This is a genomic window from Occallatibacter sp. (genome assembly GCF_036502485.1).
Classification (GTDB): Bacteria; Acidobacteriota; Terriglobia; order Terriglobales; family Acidobacteriaceae; genus Telmatobacter.
Genome location: NZ_DASXYM010000049.1, coordinates 1 through 21,267 on the forward strand (window position 1 = coordinate 1; position 21,267 = coordinate 21,267).

Consider the following 21,267-nt stretch of genomic DNA (forward strand, 5'->3'; position numbering starts at 1 on the left):
TTCAGCTATCACGTCCTCGATCCCGCCCGCGCGAAGCAGTTGAACGACAAAAAGCTTGAGCCCTCGTTGATCGACTACCGTGCGGGAGTGAAACTCGTCGTTCCATCGCTTGAGAAAGTCGGCCAGCTTCGCCAGAGCAGCACGCCGGAGGCAGGCAAAGAGTATTGGATGGCGTTCTCGAATCCTCATAAAACGGTCAAGCGCGGAGATCGAGTAAATGTTGTGATCGGCACTTTCCACGCGGATGGCCTCATCGTGGAATAGGAGTCGGCGGTCTCACCAAGGGCCTGCGAGATGCGCTCCCCGCAGGCAAGTATTGCGCGTTCTGCTCGCCATGCGTTGGCGGGTGAGCAGGAAAAGCGTCGAGTCGCATTGAGCAAATTGCGCTCCGCCCTGCCTGTCAAGAACGCTGCCTGACCTCCCTCCCCCAACACTGGGGTGCCGTGCCCGGTCCCCAAATCCGAGCGCTGACACCCCAACGCCGCCCCCTCCGATAGCTCAGGATCACCTCGGTAACATCTCCTGTATCATCCCGGCCTGAATGCCTTTTACAATGCGTTATTGCGCGATGGCGTCGGCCACTGTGATGTGCTGCGCGCGCACAACAGGGGGGATAGCTTGTCTGCTCGTTCCGGCATCGTGGTAGTGGGGAGCATCAATATGGATCTCGTGGCCACGGCCTCGCGCATCCCTTCGGTCGGCGAGACCATTATCGGGACAGGCTTCCAGGTCAATCCAGGCGGCAAAGGAGCCAATCAGGCAGTTGCCGTGGGTCGTCTCGGTTACCCCGTTCGCATGATCGGACGCGTGGGCGACGACGCATTTGGATCGCAATTGATTGCCAATCTTCAATCCGCCGGCGTGGATTGCCGCTCGGTTGCTGTGTCTGAAGGTTCCTCAGGCGTCGCCGTCATCCTCGTGTCCGAGGCGGGCGATAACTGCATCGTTGTTGCGCCCGGCGCAAACGCCCTCGTTAGTCCGGAAGATATTGACGCGAACATCGAGGTGATCCGGTCCGCCGGCATGGTCCTTGCTCAACTTGAGATTCCCATTGAAACCGTTGAGCATCTCGCCGCGGTGTGCTCGCGTGAGAGTGTTCCTCTGATGCTTGACCCCGCGCCTGCGCGTTCTCTGGGTAAGTCCATTCTGCAGAACGTCACGTGGTTTACACCCAATGAAATCGAGGCCGCTTTCTACGCCCCTGCGGCAGCAGATACTGAGAACTCGGCACAGGCGGCGCAAGTCCTGCTCGAAAGCGGTTGCGGAGGAATCGTCTTGAAGATGGGAGCGCGCGGCGCATACATGACCTCAACCTCCATAAGCGGATCAGACGTCACATCCTTCCCCGTAAATGCGGTGGACACAACCGCAGCCGGGGATGCCTTCAACGGCGCATTCGCCACCGCCCTCATGCTGGGCAAGCCTCCGCTTGAGAGCGCGACGTTTGCCGCTGCCGCCGCCGCGCTTTCAGTCACTCGGCCAGGCGCCCAGGCGTCCATGGCTACCAGGGACGAGGTCGAAGCATTTCTAACCTTGCATACCTCGCCGTCCGCCCACCCGTAACATGGTTCAAAAAGCGCGGTCCAGTTTCAGATCGAGTGCACGGAGACGGCCAGTGAACACTTTCGGTAGATGGCTTGAATCGGCGCTGGTAATCGCAGCATTATGCCTTTTCTTCGGCGTCCGGGCTGCCGCCCAGGATACGCATAGCGCCCCCGGGGAGCAGCAGATTCCAGGACCGGCTTGCTTCACAACGCGCGCAGCTGGCGAGGCCGGGTATGCTCCCTGCAATCCCAAAAGCCTTGAGGAATGGCTGAAGGACATTACGCACTGGCGCATGGAGCGTCGCATCCGCATCGGCTATGACCCCGCTCGCTATGAAATGCCGGCGCTCAAATGGGCGCAATCCAGCTTCATGCAGCCCCAGATGATGGTGCATGACCGCTTCTTCTACGACCCCGTCGATAACCAGTACACCGTCGATCGTTACCTCGACGATCTCAAAGCACGCTACGGCGGAGTTGACGCCGTGCTCGTGTGGGCCACTTATCCCAACATAGGCATCGACGATCGCAACCAATTGGACATGGTGCAATCCATGCCCGGCGGCATTCAGGGCCTGCACAAAATGGTGGAGGACTTCCACCGCCGCGGAGTTCGCGTGCTGTTTCCAATGATGATGTGGGATCAGGGAACGCGTGAGCCAGGCAAACCCTGGCCTGATTCCATCGCGGAACTCATGAAGTCGATCGATGCGGACGGAATCAACGGCGACACGCAAGATGGCGTCCCCCTTGCCTTCTCAATCGCGGCTGAAAAAATGGGGCATCCCCTGGCGTTCGAGCCTGAAAGCGGACCGCACGACGAGGGCATCTCCTGGAACGTGATGAACTGGGGTCAATACGAATTTCAGTTCGTGCCCACCGTCGATCGCTATCGCTGGCTGGAACCTCGTCACCAGGTCAACATTCAGGGGCGCTGGGTGCGCGACAAGACCGACGACTTGCAATATGCGTTCTTCAACGGCGAAGGATGGGAGAGCTGGGAGAACGTCTGGGGCATCTGGAACGGCGTGACCCCGCGCGATGGAGAAGCCACACGGCGCGTCGCAACCATCGAGCGCGGCATTGCGCCCTTCCTGGTCAGCCAGGATTGGGAGCCCTTCTATCCCATGCATCCCTACGGCGTCTTCGCAAGCCGCTGGCCCCTTGAAGACCGCAGCGTGTGGACCATCGTGAACCGCAATGAGTACGACGCGCATGGACGGCAAATGTCGGTCCCGCACAACAACGGCATGCGCTACTTCGACCTCTACCATGGCGTCGAAATCAAGCCCGATGTCGAAGACGGACAGGATGTGCTGTCCTTCGACACGGAAGCACACGCGTATGGCGCGATCCTCGCACAGACCGGCGAACCGGATGCGCCCCTGCGAGAACTGATGAGCACCATGAAGCAGATGACCGCCAGGCCACTCTCAGACTATTCGCACGAATGGAAGCCGCTGCCTCAGCAACTTGTAGACATCCAGCTCACCGCACCAGCGTCCACCGCTCCTGAAGGCATGGTTCGAATTCCCGGAGGCGACTACCTCTTCCGCGTGGACGGTGTCGAGATCGAAGGATCGGACGACATCGGCGTAGACGTGCAGTACCCATGGGAAAACTCCGCGAGGCGCTTCCACGAGCACCGCATGAACATCAAGCCGTTCTACATGGATAAGTACCCCGTTACGAATGCTCAATTCAAAAGGTTCCTTGACGCGAGCCACTACCATCCCGCCGACGACTTGAACTTCCTGAAAGATTGGAGGAACGGCAATTATCCGGAGGTCGCCGCAAACAAGCCCGTGACCTGGGTTTCGCTCGAAGATGCGCGCGCCTACGCGCGGTGGGCCGGCAAGCGGCTTCCGCATGAGTGGGAGTGGCAGTTCGCTGCCCAAGGCACCGATGGCCGCATCTTCCCCTGGGGCAGTTGCGACTGGCTTGCGCCCGCGACGGCCGGTGGTCCGTACGCCTGCCCATGGCAGAGAGATCCCATTGACGCGCCCGCTCCCATTCCCGATAAAGGGCGAGTGATGGCCGCGGCAAGCGACGTGAACGCCCACCCCAGAGGAGCAAGCCCCTTTGGCGTGGAAGATATGGTGGGCAACGTTTGGCAGTGGACCGATGAGTATCAGGACGAGCACACCCGCGCCGCCATTCTCCGCGGAGGCAATCACTATCAGCCGCAAGGGTCCATGTGGTACTTCCCGCAGGCTTACCGCAATGAGCAGCACGGGAAACTCCTTCTGATGGCCCCCAGCTACGACCGCTCCGCAGGAGTAGGATTCCGCTGCGTGAAAGATGCGCAGTAGTGTCCATCACGGTTCACTTTTGATTCCTCTGCATAGATCGAGCACTCCTCTTCCGTTCTTCGGGTATCCTGCAGTGTTCCCCTGAAGTGCTTTACAAGCCGCCGCCGTTGCAAGACCATGCAGGTTCCAGGAGGGGTCAGCGGAATGCAGCCACGGGTCCGTCCGGCTATTTATGCGGCATTCGCCAACGATGTGGTGGATCCGGGGCGCAAGCTCTCGGTCGCTGAAGAGGCCGTGAGCCTGCAGGACGCTCTGCGCCGCATCACCGGTGAGGATGACTCGTGGGAGCTGATCGTGCGCGATCACTGCAGCGCATCCTCTCTGGTAAGCCCGTTCTACGAGAACCGCATCGCGGTCTTCCACTACGGCGGGCATGCCAGCCCGGAGAAGGTTCTGCTCGAGAACGATGGCGGCGGCAACCTGGTGGGAAGTGCCGCGCTGCTTGAAGACTTTCTCGCCACCCAGCCCACTCTGCAACTCGTCTTCCTGAACGCCTGCGATACCGAGGCCTGGGGAAAGCGCTTGGTGCAGCTGGGAATTCCGTGCGTCATTGCCACCACGCGGCCCATTGACGATGCCATGGCGCTCCGGTTTTCGAGCGCGTTTTACAAAGCGCTCACCAATGGCGACGCCTCGATTCGGAGCGCGTTCGACACCGCGGCCAAAGGCGTCGCCTTCGACTCGCAGGGCCAGACCTCGCGACGCATGGAGGTAGGTGACGACGCGGCGGACACCGCCCCTGCCTCCACTGACCTGCCGTGGAAGATCTACACCCCGAACGGCGCAACGTCCGTGGAGTGGAAGCTGAGCCTCGGTGCCAACGACCCTCTCGTCGGACTGCCCCCTCTCGATCCGCAGCGCTATCCGCTGCCCCCGTCGCCCTACGTATCCATCCAGGGGCACAGCCCATCGGATGCGCAGATCTTCTTCGGACGCAATGGAGAGATCCGGCAACTATACGACTGGCTGATGAACCCATCGGCCCCGCCCGTTCTGCTCTTCTACGGCCAGTCCGGCGTGGGCAAATCCTCGCTGCTCAATGCCGGGCTGCTGCCGCGATTGCCCGACAGTGACAAGGTGAAGTCCCTGCGCCGCAACCTTGACCTGACGGACGATCTGCACGCCGCCATCGGAGGAGCGGACGACGAAAACGTGGAGAAGTGGTTCCGTGGCGATGGCCCGCGGCTCATCATCCTGGATCAGGTGGAAGAGGCCATCACACACAAGGTACACACCGCGCAGAGTACCGGCAGCGGGCAAAATCCGGTGGACGAGCTGCATCGCTTTCTGGCGCGCGTGCAGCAATTGTTTGTCGATGCCGCCAGCGGACGGCTGCGCCGCCCCAACGGAAAGGCGCGGCTCATCCTTTCGTTTCGCAAGGAGTATCTCGCCGAGATCCGCAATCCGCTCGCTGAAGCCTGCGAAGGACTGGTACAGGACGCGTGGCTGGACAGGCTCGACGAGCAGGGCATCATCCAGGTCGTGCAAGGACCCACGCGCCGCGCCGCCCTGCGCCGCGCCTATGGCATCGAACTGGAGAGCGATTTCGCGGAGTTCGTTGCCAGCCGCCTCAACGATCCCAGTTCACCCATCGCAACCGTACTGCAGATTGTCCTGAACAAGCTGTGGGATGAAGTGAAGGCAAGCCAGCCTCCGCGGGTGTATACGCGCGCTCTCTATGATCGCGTGGTAGTGCAGGCCAATCCGCTGGAGGAGTTCTTCCAGGAGCAGGTGAAAAAAGTTTACGCCGCCGCCGAAGGGCAGGCCGTGCGCGATGGCCTCGAACTGGATGTGCTTCTGGAACACACCAGCCAGATGAATACCTCGAGGCGGCGGGAGTATGCGGATCTGCGCGCGTGGTACCCGCAGGTGACCAACCTGGAGGAACTGCTGCGATCCAACAAAGGGGCGTACCTGCTCGCTGAGCCGGCCCAGGATGTCGCCGGCGCTGCGGATGGCGCCACCGCCCTGGCGCACGACACGCTCGCGCCCATCGTGCGGCGCGAGTTTGCGCTGAGCGCGTCCGCGGGCGCGCGGGCCCGCCGTCTGCTTGAGAACCGGGCGCGCGACTGGACCGAGAAAAAAGATGGCGATCCGCTGGACGGGAGAGATCTGCGCATCGTGGAACTCGGGCTTGAGCAGATGCGCAAGCCCACCCCCATGGAGGAAAAGCTGCTCGCTGAGAGCCGCCGCCTGCGCAGCAAGCGCCGGCGCGCCATGCTGGTGTGGCCCGCGCTGGCGCTGGTCCTCCTTGCGGGATTGGTAACCGTTGCCGTCCGCTATCGCATCCAAACGGACCACGTGCACGCCCTCGTCACCGACTCTGAGGCGAGCCTGAAGAACGGAGACGAGTTGAGCGCGCTGGTCGATTCGCTGGCAGCCATGGAGGCAACCTGGCGATCGCGGCTGCTGCGTTCCGGCTCCAATGCCGCAGGGGAAACCTTGCGCACAACGCTTGAAAACACGTCTGTGGTCGGCGAGTACCCCCTGAACCACGCGGCCTTGCGCGCGGGACCGTGCGCCGTGGCCTTCGATCGCCGCGGAGGACTTCGTTACCACAGCGTCGACGACAAGCGGTCTACCTTCGATGGCAAGCGGGTGCCGCCGCTCTTCGCAGACCAGCTCCAAACCATCGCTGTCTACTACTCATGGAACTGCGAACCGGTGAGCGGGCGCTTTCTCAAAGCGGACCAGACCCCCCTGCAGACATGGCGGGCTGGAGAGTCGATGACGAAAAACCAGAACGGGTCCGCCGAAGCCGCGGCGGTTGCGCCTGACGGCAACCACGCCGCCCTCGCGACCCTCTCCGATGCCGGCTCGCACAAAGGTGCCAGGGTGGAGACCTGCGAATACACCTTCGCCGATTGGAGCCAGGCACACTGCGTGCCTTTCGAACCCATCTACCTGAATTACAGTCCCGACGGCCAGTGGTTCGGCGCAGTCAGTAAGGGCTCGCTCGCGGTTTGGAGCACAAAGTCCGAAGATGAGAAACCTGCATTCCAGGCCACGCTTCCAGGTACGGACCTGTGGACCCCGCAGTTCGGAGCAACCAGCCAGTATCCCTTCGTGGCCGAGTTGCAATACGCGCCCAACTTCATGGGAGTGAAGATGGGCATCCTGACGCTATGGAATCTGAAGGACAAAACTGCCAAGCCGGCGCAGTATTATCTGCCCCAGCGCCAGGTGACCGCCTACGCCTTCAACAAGGCCGGCACGCTGTTCGCCGTCGGTAAAAAGGAAGGCAGCGTGAGCGTCGGGCACATCCGTCCGGACCTCAACGGCGGCGAGACAAGCTACTTCGATGAGAATCCGGCAGTCTCGGAATTCTCCGCGGGCAACGGCCAGGTTTCGATCGTCGGGTTTAGTCCCGATTCCAAGTACCTGGCAACCGCGATCGTGGAGCAGGACCCCCGATTCAAAGTGAAGCGCAGCTACGTGCGCGTGTGGGACATGAACCTTGCCAGAGAGCGCGACAAAGCCAAGACCGCGGGGCCTGTAGAACTGCTGACGATGGGATGCCGCCGCCTTGAAACCTACCTGACCGATATGACGGGAGGCAGCGACTTCAAGTCCGTGGAAAAAATGGGCGTCGTGAACCTGCGTGAGCTGCGCCAGGGTTGCAAGGCCGCCCTGAAACCCTGACCCCCAGCTTCCACTCCCTACTCCCGGCTCTCCAGCTTCTCCCGCGTCAACTCATTCCAGATGGCGATAGCCTCCGGAATCGGCGGACTCACGATCCCCGGCTCGATCCGTTCCAGCACCTTCTGGGGATCGAGATTGCCCTTGGGATTGCGCAGCACGGCCTTGATCCATCCCACGGCAGCCAGACCCTCGCCGCCTTCGAAGGTCTGCTCCAGGTAAAACCATTTCTCATCCCAGCACACCAGGCGCGAGGTCAGCGTGAAGCGCGCCATGAAGGGCAGAGAGCGCCGGTAGGTCATCCACACGGCGCCCACCAGAGGCGTCCAGCGCTCCCGCACCAGGTGCTCCAGCAGCCGCGTCCGCGCCAGCAGATGCGTGCGGCCGTAGTCCATCCAGCTCAGATAGCGCGCATTGTTCAGGTGCAGGTTGAGATCGATGTCGTTCGGCCACACGCGCAGGCGCAGGCAATCCTCCTCAAGCAAATGCAGAGGCCGCAGAGGCAGGAGGTGCTGGCGAACCGCCAATGCTGGAATGCGAACGAAGTTGATCAGATGCGACATGCGGTCTGCGCTGGATTCAGTCTAGAGGACCGGCAGCGCGATGCATCGTGGTGCGACTGAACTGGCGTACGGACGGCGTCATCGGCGACAATCGCTTCTGTGATGAGAAAGCTTACCCGGCGTCATGTCCTTCGTACTGTCCCCGCCGCTGCCATTGCGGCCGCTGTCGTCCCCGGAGGTTTTGCTGTGACTCCTCGTCAACGCGTCTTTATCGGATCCAACACACCCGAAGGAATTCTGGCCTTCGACTGGGACCCCGCCACGGCGGAGCTCAAAAAAGTCGAGGTGGCCGCCAAGCTGGCCAACGTCGACTGGATCGTCTACTCGCACGATCGCAAGCACATCTATGCCGCCTCAGAGGTGGACAGCTTCAATGGCAAGCCCACCGGCGAAGTGGCCAGCTACAGCGTGCAGAATGACAAGCTGACGCAGATCTCCGGGCAGAACTCGGCCGCCAGGGGAACATGCTATGCAGGCCTCGACCACACCGGCCGCGTGCTGCTCTCGGCCGACTACGGCGGCGGTGCCAGCGCCAGCTTCAAAATCACTGACGGCAAGCTGAGCGCCGCGGTCTGGACCGAGCACTACAAGGGCAGCGGCCCGGTCGCTGACCGGCAGGAAGCCGCCCACGCGCACTTCACGTCGTTCTCTCCCGACAACCGCTTCGCCTATGTCAACGATCTCGGCAGCGACTGCATTCACATCTACAAGCTCAACGCCGATACGGCCGAGCTGACCTCCGCCGGCAAGTGGGAAGCAAAGCCCGGCTCCGGCCCCCGCACCTTGCACTTCCACCCCAACGGCACCACCGCCTACTGCATGAATGAGCTGGCCTCGGCCGTCGATGTTCTGCACTGGAACAGGGCCGACGGAAGCTTCAAGACCATCACCCGCTTCGAGCTGAACCCCGACCGCTCCAAGCCCACCTCGACCGGCTGCGATACCGTCATCACCAAGGACGGCCGCTTCGTCTACTTCGCCAATCGCGGCGACGACTTCATCTATGCCTGCAGCGCCGATCCCAAAACCGGCGCGCTCACCGCCATCGGCAAAACGCCCAGCGGCGGCAAAACTCCCCGCAATTTCGTGCTGGATCCCACCGAGCGCTGGATGCTGGTCGCCAACCAGAGCTCCAGCAACCTTGCCGTCTACGCGCGCAATCCGCAGACCGGCGCCCTCGCGGCTCAAGGCAAGTCGTACGACTGCCCGTCACCCATGTGCATCCTGTTTCCCTGATTGTGATTGTGATTGCGACGCCCTATAGCGGTTTCAGAGCTGCTATGCCCAGGAACCACGCAGCAAAATGGCATTATCCTCAAGGAAATGCCACCCTTCTCTGAGCCAGAAAGGGCACACGAGCTCTGGAACCGCTCTGATCGCGGATCTCAAGCGCCCTGCAGCACCGCTCGGTGCAGCCTGGCGGCCTGCCTGACCTGCGCCGGCTCTTCGTCTTCCACCGGCACGCGGGCCAGTTCCCACGCGGCCCGATCTTTCATCAGTCGCGAGACAAGCGCTGTATGCATGGCGTGGCCGGCCCGCTCGGCCACCACCCGGCCTTCAATGCGGTGCCCCGCCAGCGCCAGGTCGCCAATCAGGTCCAGAACCTTGTGCCGCACGTACTCATCGCCGAAACGAAGCGGGCCGTTCTCCGGCCCGTTCTTGCCCAGGATGATGGCGTTCTCTTCACTTGCTCCGCGTATGAGGCCCATGTCGCGCAGGCGCTGCTCGTCCACCTTGTAGCCGAACGTGCGCGCCGGCGCAATGAAGGTGCCGTAGGTCTCCGCCGCCAAATCAATCGAAGCGCTCTGTCGGCCAATCGGAGCAGGGAAGTCGATGGTGTAGTCGATCGCGTAACCCGACCCGGGGTAGACCCCGATGAACTTGTTGCCTTCGCGGACCTCTACCGGCTTGAGAATGCGAATGTACTCCCGCTTGCGGCGCTGCTGCCGAATCCCCACCTGCTGGAAAGCCTCGACGTAAGGCAGCGCGCTGCCGTCGAGAATGGGGACTTCCAGGTTGTCGACTTCGATGATGAGGTTGTCGACGCCCATGCCGATCAAGGCGGACAGCAGGTGCTCGGTGGTCGAGATCAGCACGCCCTGCCGCATCAGGCTGGTGGCATAGCTGACCTTGGCAACATTCCGGCCAATCGCGGCGATTTCGAAATTATCCAGATCGGTGCGGCGAAAAACAATCCCCGATCCACCCGGCGCGGGCAGAAGCCGCATGCTGACCTGGACCCCGGAGTGAAGACCTACTCCTGTAAAATCAATTGCTTCGGCAATGGTCTGTTCCACATGTTCGTGTTGCGCCAACGGTCTACTCCAGCAGGTCAATTCGGGATGTTACGAACAGATTAGACGCAGGTTGCGAGAATCGTAGTGTGGTAATTTTGCAACACTGTGGTGCGCTAAGCCGCCATTTTCCAGCTACCTGGCCTCGTGGCTGCCGTTTTCAACCCCCGTTGCCGCCTGGCAGGGATCAGCCCGGCCATCCCTGCGGCGCCGTCCTTCATCCGAAGGTACGGCGGGAGGCAGCTTGCTCGATACGGTTGCGTGGGTTTCAATTGCGGTGGCGCTGGCATCTGCCCTGTGGATCGGGTTGGACGAACTACGGCACCCGCAACACATGGGCATCATGAATGTGGTCTGGCCCGTCTCAGCTCTGTACTTCAGCGTCTTCGCAGTGTGGGCCTATTACCCGCTGGGCCGAAAGAAGACCAGGGAAGCCATGGCTGCCATGCAGCACGGGTCCCCTCAAAACAATCAGCCGCACACCCGGCCCGGCGCCGCCCAGGTCGCCGTCGGCACAAGCCATTGCGGCGCCGGATGCATGCTGGCCGATGTGGGCACGGAGTTCGCCATCGCCACAGCCGGAATCACGCTGCTGGGCTCGGTGCTGTGGGCCGAGTACGCCCTTGACCTCGCCGTGGCCTGGGTGTTCGGCATCGTGTTCCAGTACTTCGCCATCCAGCCCATGCGGCATCTGCCCTTCGCTCAGGCTGTCGTCGCCGCCATCAAAGCCGACACCCTGTCGATCCTCGCCTTCCAGGTGGGAATGTATGCCTGGATGGCGCTGACCTACTTCGTGCTCTTCCCCCACCCGCATCTCACTCCATTCCGTCCGGGGTACTGGCTGATGATGCAAATCGGCATGATCTGCGGCTTCGCCACCAGCTATCCCATGAACCGGCTCCTGATCCGGAAGGGGCTGAAAGAAGCCATGTAAAAGCGCTGCATCCCCTCTGAAATTCGCCCCCAAAAAGGTCAAAGGCCGCGAACTCAATGAGTTCGCGGCCCCTGGGATCTTCTACTCCCTCAACCCTATTCCCTGCCTTTTACATCCCCGCCGGCTTGGGATTCTGCGGATCGTACTGGGCGATCTTGATCTTCTTCGCCAGACCCAGCTTCGACAGCAGCCAGATGCCATAAAAATTCGGGTCCACCTCATACCACTTCAACCCGTGGCGCGCTGAGACGGGGTGGGCATGATGGTTGTTGTGCCAGCCCTCACCGCCGGATAGCAGAGCCACCCACCAGCTATTGCGCGAATCGTCCTTCGTCTCGAACCGGCGGCTGCCCCAAAGGTGCGTAGCCGAATTCACGAGCCAGGTGAAGTGCAGGCCGACCGTCACGCGAAGGAACACGCCCCACAACAGCATGCCCACCCCGCTCCGCCATCCGCCGAAGGTCCAGCCCAGGCTCAGCAGCAGCACGCCGCTCAGGGTGATGGTCAGCCAGTGGTACTTGCTGAGCCACATATGGAAACGATCTTTCTTCAAGTCGGGCGCATAACGGCCCAGAGCTTCGAACTGCGAATGCATCGACTCGCCTACAAGGAGCCAGCCGGTGTGCGCCCACCAGCCGCCTTCGCGCGGCGAGTGCGGATCACCTTCGTGATCGCTGTTTTGGTGGTGGACACGATGCGTGGCCACCCAGAACATCGGCCCGCCTTCGAGCGAAAGGGTGGCGCAGACGGTCATCACATACTCCAGCCACTTGGGCACGTAGTAGCCGCGATGCGTCAGCAGGCGGTGATAGCACATGCCCACACCCACGTTGATGGCAAGCACGTAAAGCACCACCGAAACCGCCAGCCGTTGCCAGCTGAAGAAGAACAGGGCAGCCACAGCTCCCAGGTGGAACACAATCAACGCCACCACCGTGATCCAGTTGATGCCCTCCTTCACAGTTGCCTCACGGCCCATGCGGATCTGGTCGCGCGCCGGTGCCACATGGGCAACCTGCGCGGCATGGCGCTCCGGAGCCCTGTGAACGGGCTTGGCTGGAACAGCGGTTACGGTGTCAGTAGGAGAAGGGACTGGGATAACAGATGCCATTCAGTAGGTTTTCCTCACGTGGATGGCGCAAACGTCCACCCATTAGCTAATTGTATCTGAGGGATGAAAATCCAGAAACCTGTTAATTCAAGAAATCACTCGAATTAGCCACCCTTGCCTCAACCCGGGTGCGTTTCGTTACTCCGCGCAGACTGCCCTGAACGCTCAGATGCGCCTCCTTGCGGGTGAGCTGTCCGGGTGCCTCGCAGGGCGAAATCCACTGTTTCGCCGTTTCTCTACTTCGCTCTTTTGCTGATCCGCGCTGTTTCGCTTGTGCGCGCGCCTACTCCGTCGCCGTCCCCGTCATATTGCCCCCGAACGTCGTGAACAGCTTGTCCGCCCGCCCCCGCAGGATGCGATACAGCGCGAACTGGCGCGTCGTGTCCCCTCGCAACTCAAAAAGAAGCTCCCCGCGGTTGTCGGCCAGGGCATCCACCGCGTCCACCAGCCGCATGCGCGGCGTCTCGTCCAGGTGGGCGCTATCGGTCACGCTCTTCAGCAGCACCCGCACGTTGCCGTAAAGATCCGGCTGGGCTATCAGCGTGACAAACTTCTGGTCGGCCGGCGCGCCGGAACTATGCGCCGTCAGCACCAGCGTAGCGCCCGATCCGTAAGCCAGTTCGAACACCCGGAACTGCTCGTCTTCGAGCGGCGCAGGCTCGACTGCCGCCGCCGTAGCCGCCTTCGCGCCCACCGGCCCGCGATGCGCGCCGGAACGGGCATGGGTCGTCGGCGTCTTTGCCTGCGCCGGCGCAGGCTGGGCGATACCCAGCGCCTGCCGCGCAGTGTCTTCCAACTGCGCCCTCATCTTGGCTTCGTCCCCGGGATTGGCCCACGAATACGTCCAGGGATGTTCCGGCCGATTGTGCGCGTCCGACACCGCAACCGCCTGCTGCATCTCCGCAGGAAGCCCCATCAGCGTCGGTTCCACCTTGACCGTGCTCCCCGCCGATTTGCCGTGCTGGAGTCGCGGGCGGTCCGGATCCGACACATCCGGCAACGAGCTGACGTTGCCTTCCGCATCCGCCGGAATCTCCGCCGCCTTGGCTTTCGGCTTCTTCATCGTGGGCCGGTCCGGGTCCACCGGAGCAGAGCTGGCCGACTGGTCTGTTCCCGATTTGTCTTCGCCGGACTTGTCCGCCCCGCTGTCGCCGGTCTTCTGGTGCAGCCTGGGCCGATCAGGATCCGCACTCGAGCCGGAAGCAGCCGAATCATCGGCCTTCTTGTGCAGCTTGGGCCGGTCGCCGTCATCCTGCGCCGGCGCGTCTTTCGAGCCGTCCGTCCCGCCTGGCTTCGCGGAGGCGTCCTCCTTGTGCTTGCGGTGCAGCACCGGCTTGTCGTCGTCGTTCCAGTCCTCGTCGATCTTGGCTGAAGCCCCCGCCTCGGTCTTCGGCTTGGGGACAGCCTTCAGGTCGCCAAAGCCTACCCACGACCCCATCACCTGCCCCGATCGCTTGACGTCGAAAAGGCCCGTCGTGCGGCCGTTCTCTTTCAACTCGTACTCAATATCGCCGGATACCGCCAGCGGCATCGGGTGGGCGAGATAAAGACCGGCATCCTGCAGATGCTCGCCGTCGAAAATGCTGATCGGCACAATGCGGCTGGCGCTGGGCTTTTCCCGATCGCCGGTCCACTCCAGCACCGCCACGGCGCGCAATTCAGGCGCCTTGTCGCTGGACTTCTTGCTGACCTGCCCAGGATATTGAGCCGGCACAACCCCGGCGCCCGCGAGGCCCAGTCCGATCAAAGACGCAACGACCCCCTCCCATGACAGCCGGCGGGTGCGTCGGAAATAATGCTGAGGAACAGTCACTACCTTCACCTGATGAGGGGTCTCCCCATGGAATTGCACCACAAAGTTGCTGATTTCACGCTTCAAACTGACGAGGATAAGACTGTAAGTCTTTCTCACTACTCCGGCAAGCCGGTGATTCTCTTCTTCTATCCCCGGGCCGATACGCCGGGCTGCACCATCGAGGCCTGCGGCTTCCGCGACCAGTTCGAGAAGCTCCAGAAGGCCGGAGCCGTGGTGCTCGGCATCAGCCGCGACACCCCCAAAGCCCAGGCCAAGTTCAAAGCCAAATACAACCTGCCCTACACACTCCTTGCAGATGTAGACGAGCGAGTGTGCAATCAGTTTGGGGTACTCAAGGAAAAGAACATGTACGGCAAAAAGGTCATGGGCATTGAGCGCACCACCTTCGTGATCGGGCCCGACCAGACCCTCCTTCACATCTTCCCCAAAGTAACTCCCGAAGGACACGCCGAACAAGTTCTCGCCCTCATCGAAGACTGGAACAAGGCCCACAAGAAGTGAAGCTGCCGAACCGGCGCGCGGCCACTCTGAAACCTGAATCGACTCTGCTGCCGCGCGCTTTCTTCGAGACGCGGCCGGAATGGGTGGCCCCGCGCCTCCTCGGCAAGCTGCTCGTGCACCGGGTGCGCGGTGTGGAGATGACCGGCCGCATCGTCGAGGTGGAAGCCTATCTCGGCCCCCATAATGACCCGCCCGACCCCGCCGCCCATGCCCACCGCGGCCCCACCCCCCGCAACCAGGTGCTCTTCGGGCTGCCCGGCCACGCCTACGTCTACTCCATCTATGGCAAATATTTCTGCCTCAACATCTCCTGCGAGGCCGAAGGCCACGCCGGCTGCGTGCTCCTGCGCGCCGTCAATCCGCTCTCCGGGGTCGAACAAATGGCCCTGAACCGCGGCCTCCCTCCCGACTTCGCGCCGACCGACGCGTTCCTGCGCCAGCTCACCTCCGGCCCCAGCCGGCTGTGCCAGGCGCTCGGCGTCACGCGCCCCAGCCACAACGGCCTGGACGTGACCAGTCCTGACTCGCCCCTTCAGGTCCGCGACGACGGATTCCAGCTCACCGAAGCCATGCTGACTCCGAGGATCGGGATCAATCCCACCAACGACGCGGTGGACTGGCCCCTGCGGTTCGTCGCGCCCGGCAGCCTCTGCATCTCCGGGCCCAGAAATCTCAAAGGCGAACGCGTCCGCGTCCCGTAAAATTCCGTCTTACGTACAGATTCCCCAAATATTCCTGACCGAGGTCATCCAGCGCTTGAACACAAAGTCTCTGCCCCTCTCTGCTGCTGCGGCTGCTGTGCTGGCTGCGGCAATCGTGGTCGTGTCCATGGCCGCCCAGGCCCCGCAATCCCCGCAGGCCGCGGCCACAGGCGCTGCGCAAAGTCAGCCTCTCGCGCCCCCCGCCGGAGGACCCGGCGGCCGTCCACGCGAGTTCCCGGCTCCCACCAACCTGAAGGTGCTGCCCAAAACTCTCACCGGCAAACAAGTCCGCGACGTCATGGAAGGCTGGTCCGGGTCGCTCGGCGTACACTGCGATACCTGCCATACCAAGGATCCCGGCAGAGTCGGGCCCAACGGCCGGCCTGCCCTCAACTTCGCCGACGACTCCAAGCACGAGAAACAGGCCGCCCGCCTCATGTACACCATGACCCGGAAGATCAACGCGGACTACATCAGCATGGTCGACATGGAACACGAAGAGCACGAACATGAGGGTCAGGCCGGGCATGAGGATCACGCCGGGCAAGCCGGACACGAAGCCCACGAACACCACGGCGACCACAACGTAACCTGCGGTACCTGTCATCGCGGCCACCAGCAGCCCGAAGCCTATATCCCGCCCAAAGAACATGACCGCCCGCCCACTCCAGCCGGACAGCCGCCGCTGCCCCGTTAGGGGTCCGTCCTTCTCCGGGATTGCGGACGTCTGGCTCTCGCGAGTGTCCAGGCTCAACGCGACCCCGGAGAGCCTGCGTCGCAGGCAAAGGCGGGGCAGCACCAAGGGTTTTGATCTTTCCTGTCGAGTCAGCCAAAATTCCGCGTCCGCGCCTCCGTGCGATGAAAAACGGCCGGGGAATCGGACAACCGCCCCGCGGGCCATGCCCTCTCAGTACACGTGCTTTCGACCGGTCTGCCCGGTCAAAGGCCGAGGAGATGGAAATGAATTGGATTCGAGTTCAGGCGATAACCGGGTGTATGGCATTGGCGCTGGGGACTTCGCCCTTGTGGGCGCAACAGGACACGACATCGGGAACCAGCCAGGCGGGCGGGGCTGCCTCCGCATCCGACACCCAGGCGCAGGCCCACTCCGCTGATAAGTCCGGCGGAATGGGAGACCAAAAATTCGTGAAGAACGCCATGGAAGGCGGAATGGCCGAAGTAAAGCTAGGCCAGATGGCTGCGCAGAAAGCCAGCAGCCCTGACGTCAAGCAGTTCGGTCAGAAGATGGTGGACGACCACACCAGGCTGAACCAGCAGATCACGCCCATCGCTACACAGATGGGATTGACACCCCCCGCTGAACTGCCGGCCAAAGATAAGGCTCTGCAAAGCAAACTTGAGGGACTGTCGGGCGATGCGTTCGATAAGGCTTACATGTCCGCTATGTTGAAGGATCACAAGAAGGACCTTGCGGAGTTCCAGAAGGAAGCGTCTTCAGGCAAAAATCCCCAGGTGAAGGACGCGGCCCAGCAGGGCGCGCAAGTTATCCAGCAGCACCTGCAGATGGCTCAGGATATCGCGCAAAAAGTGCGTGCGGGCTCGGGCAAGATGGGCAAAAATGCGAACGCCCCCGGCACTTCAGGCACCACCGGTACCCCCACGGTTCCCGGACAGCAGCACGAGAAGCAGTAATAGCCGGTCAACGGGCACACGCAAATGGGGCCGCATCGCTGCGGCCCCATTTTTTCGAGACGTTCAGCTTTAGCTCGCCTTCACCTTGGCTTCGATCTGCCTGGCCGCGCCCTTCTTGGCCTTGCTGTCCTCAAACGTCTTCGCCGCCTTCACCACGTGATCGCGCGCGTACGCCGCGTCGTGCCATCCCTTGATCTCCACCCGCTTGCCCTCAAGATCCTTGTAGATCGAGAAGAAGTGCGTGATCTCTTTCAGCATGTGTGGATAGATATCGGTGTAGTTCCACACATTGGTGTAGCGCGGATTGTTCTTGCCCACTGCCAGAACCTTCTCATCGAGCACGCCCTGGTCCAGCATCTCCAGCAGCCCGATGGGCCGCACCTCGTGCACACAGCCCGGGAATGTGGCGCCTGGGACCAGCACTAATACGTCAAGAGGATCGCCATCGTCGCTCAGCGTAGAAGGAATGAAGCCGTAGTCGCCAGGATAGTGGACCGGCGAGTGCAGATTGCGATCGAGCTTGAAGACGTGCAGTTCCTTGTCATATTCAAACTTGTTTGTGCCGTCCTTGGGGATCTCGATGACAGCGCGGAAAACTTCCGGCGCGCGATCGCCAATGGGCAGCTCCAGATAATTAACCATTTCTCTTGCTCTCCTGACTTGAATAACTGAACGATATCGCTAAGATGAGTACGCCACGCGATTGCGCCGCGGAAGTCGCTCCTCGCGATGCGATGCGCTGCGTTACGCGCAGCGAGAGACGCAGTGCCCCACAACCTCTGCGCAGTGCTCCATGATTGGATGCGCCCTTAAGGCCGAAGCCAGACAACCGGACGCCATTACCCCTGGGGAAAGGAAAACGCGGGAATTCAACCAAGGCCGCCCGCCTCCCCTGTCCCGGGAATGCAGGGTCCTACCCCTCTATAATCAAGGATGATGAAGGCGCATGTCTATGTCACGCTGAAGACTTCGGTCCTGGATCCCCAGGGCCAGACGATCCAGAACGCATTGCGAAAGATCGGATACGGGCAGATTGAAGGAGTGCGGCAGGGCAAGTATTTCGTTCTTTCTCTTGCCGATGGCCTGGGCGCGGACCAGGCCCGCACCGAGGTGGAGAAGATCGCCCGCGGCGTGCTCACCAATCCCGTCATCGAAGAGTTCACGTACCGCATTGAGGAATGACTGACGGCAGGCGCACCACAGCCCTGATCCCAGCCACCCGGCCCTAATCCAGCCGCGTCAGATACGCCTCGCCCTCTTCTGGACGCAGCCTCTGCGCAATCGATTCCGCCTGCTCGCGATTGTCGCCCTGCGGCCGAATGCGCACCCAGTAGCTGTCTTCCCCAGGGAACTCGATCACGTTTGCGTCAGGATACTTCCGTTGCAGTTGCAGCTTCAGCTTCTGCGCCTCGCGCTCCTTGTGAAAGGCCCCAATCTGCACGCACCACCGGCCCCCGCTGTCAATCGGCTTGGGCGTCTCGTACACATCCACACGCACCTGCGCCAGCCCCGCCCGATACACCCCGGTAGCCTTGGCTGAAGCAATCGTCAAGTCCAGAATCCGCCCGTCGACAAACGGACCGCGGTCAGTAATGCGCATCGCCGACCACTGCCCCGTCTTCAAGTTCGTTACCACCACCAGCGATCCCATGGGCAGCGTCCGGTGCGCCGCCGTAAGCGCCTCGTCGTTGAACACCTGCCCATTGGCGGATCGGCGTCCCTTGTACGGAGCCGTGTACCAGGTGGCGTACCCGGTCTCCGTGCGCATCGGCCGATGCGTTCGCACAAACTGAAGATCGTCCGCGCTCACACCGCCAGCGGGCACAGGAGTAGGCGGGATGCGCTGTGAAGGCGTCCGTGTGCCCCCTCCCGAATTGGTGCCATGACGCGGATTGAGCTGCGAGAGTTCCTGCGGGGGCGCCGTAGGCGGTGCCTTGCTGGTCTTCTTGTGATGCCCGCAGCCCGCCAGCAGCGCGCACGTCAACGCGCACGTCAACGCGCACGCTACATAGGGAAGAGCTCCGCCGCGCTTGCGGGGAGCCGTCTCCACAGCTTCATCCTGGATCCTCAGGACTGCGGCCCTTTCCCGCCCGTCTGATCGCTCTGCGTTGCGGCCTGACGTGCCTTCTCCATCCGGTCAGCCAGCGATTGCAAAGTATCCGCAACCGTGCGCATCGCGGAGATCGACTCCCGCCGCACCTGCGGCACCACAGCGTCATTCACATACCCAATGGCGTGGCGCAACTCCATCTGGATCAGTTCCAGAGCTTCGTCGATCCGTTGACCCACACTGCCTGGTGTCCCGGAAGGGGGCGGGGGCGTACTCATACGCAATACCTCGTGCGAGTTGACCAACCACGGCAACTCGATCTCCAGTGTGCGACGGCCTGCAATGCCAGTCAATATAACGGCAGTGCAAGGTGCCGCGATCGTTACGGGTACTTCGTCCAGTAACCTGAACCCCCCTGACATCCGGATGTTTCTGAAAGGAAAATAAAAAAGGACCAGCCGCCACCCTCGACCAATCTCCAATCCCCGCGCCGTTTCCGCCGGTTGGACGCTCCTCGTCCGCCCTCCGGTTGTTTCTCTGGTTAACCTCACCAACTGAACCCCGCCTGCCCACATCACACCTAGATGAGGGACCACAACGGTGCCGTCACCCATCCGTCCGGGCAGATCGTCAACCAGCGCGTGCCACGCTCGGCTTTCGCAGCCGCGGCGCTTCGTCTGCTTCCTTCTGCTCGCCGTTCCACTCGCTGCATTGATTCCTCTCCGCTCCGGCGGGCAGACCCCGCCAGTCCTGGACACTTCCCTGGTGCCCGGCGATGTCGCGGCGCACCTGGAAGCAGCCACTCTGCCCGACGCCCCTGAACCGGCAGGGCAGACCGCCTCCACCAGCCCTACCCCCAAGGCCAACCCATGCCCCCGCGCCGCCACCCTAAGCGTCGACCATCCCCTCGATCCCCACGCCGCCATCCCCGGCAGCAAAGGATTCGGCGTGCATCCCGCCGTGGTGCCCTGCCAGACTCGCCCCCTCAATCCCTATGAGCGGTTCATGAACGGCCCGCACCACAAAATCCTCACTCCCGGAGACAAGGCGTGGCTGGCGGCGCGCAACGTGGCAGATCCCTTCAACCTCGTGACCATCGGCGGCGAGGCCGCGATTTCCGTGGGCTTGGATGCCCACTCCCCCTACGGCCCCGGCATGAAAGGCTACGGCAAATACGTCGGCGTGAGCTTCACCCAGGATCTGACCGGAGAGTTCTTCGGCACCTTCCTCATCCCGTCCCTCACCCACCAGGACCCCCACTATCACCGCATGCCGGGCAGGCCCATCCGCCGGCGCATCGGCCATGCCATCGCCCAGGTCTTCTGGACTGAAAGCGACACCGGCAAAGCCATGCCCAATTACGCCAACCTGGTCGGCTTCGCCATCGACGACGAAATCAGCAACCTCTACGTGCCCGGCCGCGAGACCGATGCGGGCGCCACCGCCCAGCGCTATGCCACGGGCCTCGCAACAGCGCCCATCGGGAACTTCATCAACGAATTCCTGCCCGACGTCGCCAGCCACATCCACGTCGAAATCGTCATTCTGCAGCGCATCATCAACCAGGTAGCCCGCGCCGAGACCTCAGGCAACAGCCCCGGAAACGCCGACGGCTTCTTCTAGCAGCGGACCACGCCTCTGTCCCTCTTTCCCTCTGTCCCTATGTCCCTTTGTCCCTTTGTCCCTCTTTCCCTCTTTCCCTCTTTCCCTCTTTCCCTCGATCCCTCTTTCCCTCTGTCCCTCTCTCTACCCCGCAATCATCCCCGCCAGCAGCGCCGTCCGCATCGCCACGTCTTCCAGCTCAATCGACTCGTGCACCGCGTGCGCTCCTTGCCCGACCGCACCCATCCCGTCCAGCGTCGCAACTCCCAGCGCCGACGTGAAATTCCCGTCTGAAGCCCCGCCCGTCGCGGCCTCATCCAGTTGAAACCCCAGCTCCGCCGCCAGCGCCCGGGCTCGCCGATACAGCGCCACCGTCCCGCGGGTCCGCTCCATCGGCGGCCGGTTAATGCCCCCCGTCACCGTGATCTTGCAACGCTTGTCCAAAGCCTTGAGCCCCGCAAACTTCTTTTCGATGCGTGCCCCATCCGCGATGCGCGCGATGCGCCCGTCCACCTCCGCCCACGCCTCCGCCGGAATCACATTCGTC

The 21,267-nt window shown here is 62.3% G+C and carries 20 protein-coding genes; 12 read left to right on the forward strand and 8 right to left on the reverse strand.

All coding sequences use genetic code 11. The features are described 5' to 3' along the window. From VGL22_RS08225 to VGL22_RS08240, 4 genes are all read left to right on the forward strand, one after another. Positions 1 to 264 (forward strand): hypothetical protein (locus tag VGL22_RS08225; RefSeq protein ID WP_465266423.1); only part of this gene is annotated, 264 nt, incomplete at its 5' end. A gap of 354 nt (positions 265 to 618) precedes the next feature. Beyond that, entirely contained in the window at positions 619 to 1,563 is a 945-nt protein-coding gene (gene rbsK, locus VGL22_RS08230; RefSeq protein ID WP_465266424.1) for a ribokinase, read from the forward strand. Positions 1,564 to 1,615: 52 nt separating this feature from the next. After that, the gene (locus VGL22_RS08235; protein WP_465266425.1) at positions 1,616 to 3,856 is read left to right on the forward strand and encodes a formylglycine-generating enzyme family protein; all 2,241 of its coding nucleotides are present in this window, start codon (positions 1,616 to 1,618) and stop codon (positions 3,854 to 3,856) included. Positions 3,857 to 4,000: 144 nt separating this feature from the next. Continuing rightward, positions 4,001 to 7,498, forward strand: coding sequence for an nSTAND1 domain-containing NTPase (locus VGL22_RS08240; RefSeq protein WP_465266426.1), 3,498 nt, complete (start codon positions 4,001 to 4,003; stop codon positions 7,496 to 7,498). A gap of 17 nt (positions 7,499 to 7,515) precedes the next feature. Here the strand turns inward: VGL22_RS08240 and VGL22_RS08245 are convergent, their stop codons facing one another. Further along, a complete protein-coding gene (locus tag VGL22_RS08245; RefSeq protein WP_465266427.1) occupies positions 7,516 to 8,058 on the reverse strand; it encodes a thioesterase family protein in 543 nt (180 codons plus the stop codon). A gap of 186 nt (positions 8,059 to 8,244) precedes the next feature. On the opposite strand from VGL22_RS08245, the gene VGL22_RS08250 reads away from it, so the two are divergent. After that, complete coding sequence (locus VGL22_RS08250) at positions 8,245 to 9,294, forward strand: lactonase family protein (protein WP_465266428.1); 1,050 nt, start codon at positions 8,245 to 8,247, stop codon at positions 9,292 to 9,294. 149 nt (positions 9,295 to 9,443) lie between these two features. On the opposite strand, the gene lpxC is transcribed toward VGL22_RS08250, so the two are convergent. Further along, the gene (gene lpxC, locus VGL22_RS08255; RefSeq protein WP_465266429.1) at positions 9,444 to 10,373 is read right to left on the reverse strand and encodes a UDP-3-O-acyl-N-acetylglucosamine deacetylase; all 930 of its coding nucleotides are present in this window, start codon (positions 10,371 to 10,373) and stop codon (positions 9,444 to 9,446) included. A gap of 223 nt (positions 10,374 to 10,596) precedes the next feature. Here lpxC and VGL22_RS08260 point away from each other — a divergent pair, with 223 nt between their 5' ends. Continuing rightward, positions 10,597 to 11,286, forward strand: a complete 690-nt coding sequence (locus VGL22_RS08260; protein WP_465266430.1) for a DUF4396 domain-containing protein — start codon at positions 10,597 to 10,599, stop codon at positions 11,284 to 11,286. Positions 11,287 to 11,395: 109 nt separating this feature from the next. On the opposite strand, the gene VGL22_RS08265 is transcribed toward VGL22_RS08260, so the two are convergent. Next, positions 11,396 to 12,397 carry an acyl-CoA desaturase gene (locus VGL22_RS08265; protein ID WP_465266431.1) on the reverse strand — a complete coding sequence of 334 codons (1,002 nt, stop codon included), beginning with the start codon at positions 12,395 to 12,397 and terminating at the stop codon, positions 11,396 to 11,398. 283 nt (positions 12,398 to 12,680) lie between these two features. Further along, complete coding sequence (locus VGL22_RS08270) at positions 12,681 to 14,219, reverse strand: hypothetical protein (protein WP_465266432.1); 1,539 nt, start codon at positions 14,217 to 14,219, stop codon at positions 12,681 to 12,683. A gap of 18 nt (positions 14,220 to 14,237) precedes the next feature. Here VGL22_RS08270 and bcp point away from each other — a divergent pair, with 18 nt between their 5' ends. The 4 genes from bcp to VGL22_RS08290 all read left to right on the forward strand — a co-directional run bounded on the left by bcp (position 14,238) and on the right by VGL22_RS08290 (position 17,068). Continuing rightward, positions 14,238 to 14,714 carry a thioredoxin-dependent thiol peroxidase gene (gene bcp / locus VGL22_RS08275; protein ID WP_465266433.1) on the forward strand — a complete coding sequence of 159 codons (477 nt, stop codon included), beginning with the start codon at positions 14,238 to 14,240 and terminating at the stop codon, positions 14,712 to 14,714. Further along, positions 14,711 to 15,415, forward strand: a complete 705-nt coding sequence (locus VGL22_RS08280) for a DNA-3-methyladenine glycosylase (RefSeq protein ID WP_465266434.1) — start codon at positions 14,711 to 14,713, stop codon at positions 15,413 to 15,415. Before bcp ends, VGL22_RS08280 begins: the two co-directional genes overlap by 4 nt. Before the next feature lie 55 nt (positions 15,416 to 15,470). After that, a complete protein-coding gene (locus VGL22_RS08285; RefSeq protein WP_465266435.1) occupies positions 15,471 to 16,112 on the forward strand; it encodes a c-type cytochrome in 642 nt (213 codons plus the stop codon). 263 nt (positions 16,113 to 16,375) lie between these two features. After that, positions 16,376 to 17,068 (forward strand): DUF4142 domain-containing protein, encoded by a 693-nt coding sequence (locus VGL22_RS08290; RefSeq protein ID WP_465266436.1) that lies wholly within the window; start codon positions 16,376 to 16,378, stop codon positions 17,066 to 17,068. Positions 17,069 to 17,137: 69 nt separating this feature from the next. On the opposite strand, the gene VGL22_RS08295 is transcribed toward VGL22_RS08290, so the two are convergent. Continuing rightward, complete coding sequence (locus tag VGL22_RS08295) at positions 17,138 to 17,710, reverse strand: inorganic diphosphatase (RefSeq protein ID WP_465266437.1); 573 nt, start codon at positions 17,708 to 17,710, stop codon at positions 17,138 to 17,140. Positions 17,711 to 18,001: 291 nt separating this feature from the next. On the opposite strand from VGL22_RS08295, the gene purS reads away from it, so the two are divergent. Beyond that, positions 18,002 to 18,250 (forward strand): phosphoribosylformylglycinamidine synthase subunit PurS, encoded by a 249-nt coding sequence (purS, locus tag VGL22_RS08300; protein WP_465266438.1) that lies wholly within the window; start codon positions 18,002 to 18,004, stop codon positions 18,248 to 18,250. Between the two features lie 43 nt (positions 18,251 to 18,293). Here purS and VGL22_RS08305 read toward each other — a convergent pair whose 3' ends face one another. Both VGL22_RS08305 and VGL22_RS08310 read right to left on the reverse strand, forming a co-directional pair. Then, complete coding sequence (locus VGL22_RS08305; protein WP_465266439.1) at positions 18,294 to 19,118, reverse strand: septal ring lytic transglycosylase RlpA family protein; 825 nt, start codon at positions 19,116 to 19,118, stop codon at positions 18,294 to 18,296. A 17-nt stretch (positions 19,119 to 19,135) separates the two neighbouring features. Beyond that, positions 19,136 to 19,396 carry a hypothetical protein gene (locus tag VGL22_RS08310; protein WP_465266440.1) on the reverse strand — a complete coding sequence of 87 codons (261 nt, stop codon included), beginning with the start codon at positions 19,394 to 19,396 and terminating at the stop codon, positions 19,136 to 19,138. A gap of 322 nt (positions 19,397 to 19,718) precedes the next feature. Between VGL22_RS08310 and VGL22_RS08315 the strand changes: the two genes are divergently transcribed. Further along, positions 19,719 to 20,741 (forward strand): hypothetical protein, encoded by a 1,023-nt coding sequence (locus tag VGL22_RS08315; RefSeq protein ID WP_465266441.1) that lies wholly within the window; start codon positions 19,719 to 19,721, stop codon positions 20,739 to 20,741. Positions 20,742 to 20,864: 123 nt separating this feature from the next. Here VGL22_RS08315 and VGL22_RS08320 read toward each other — a convergent pair. Beyond that, the coding region (locus VGL22_RS08320; protein ID WP_465266442.1) for a M20/M25/M40 family metallo-hydrolase at positions 20,865 to 21,267 on the reverse strand (403 nt) is incomplete at its 5' end.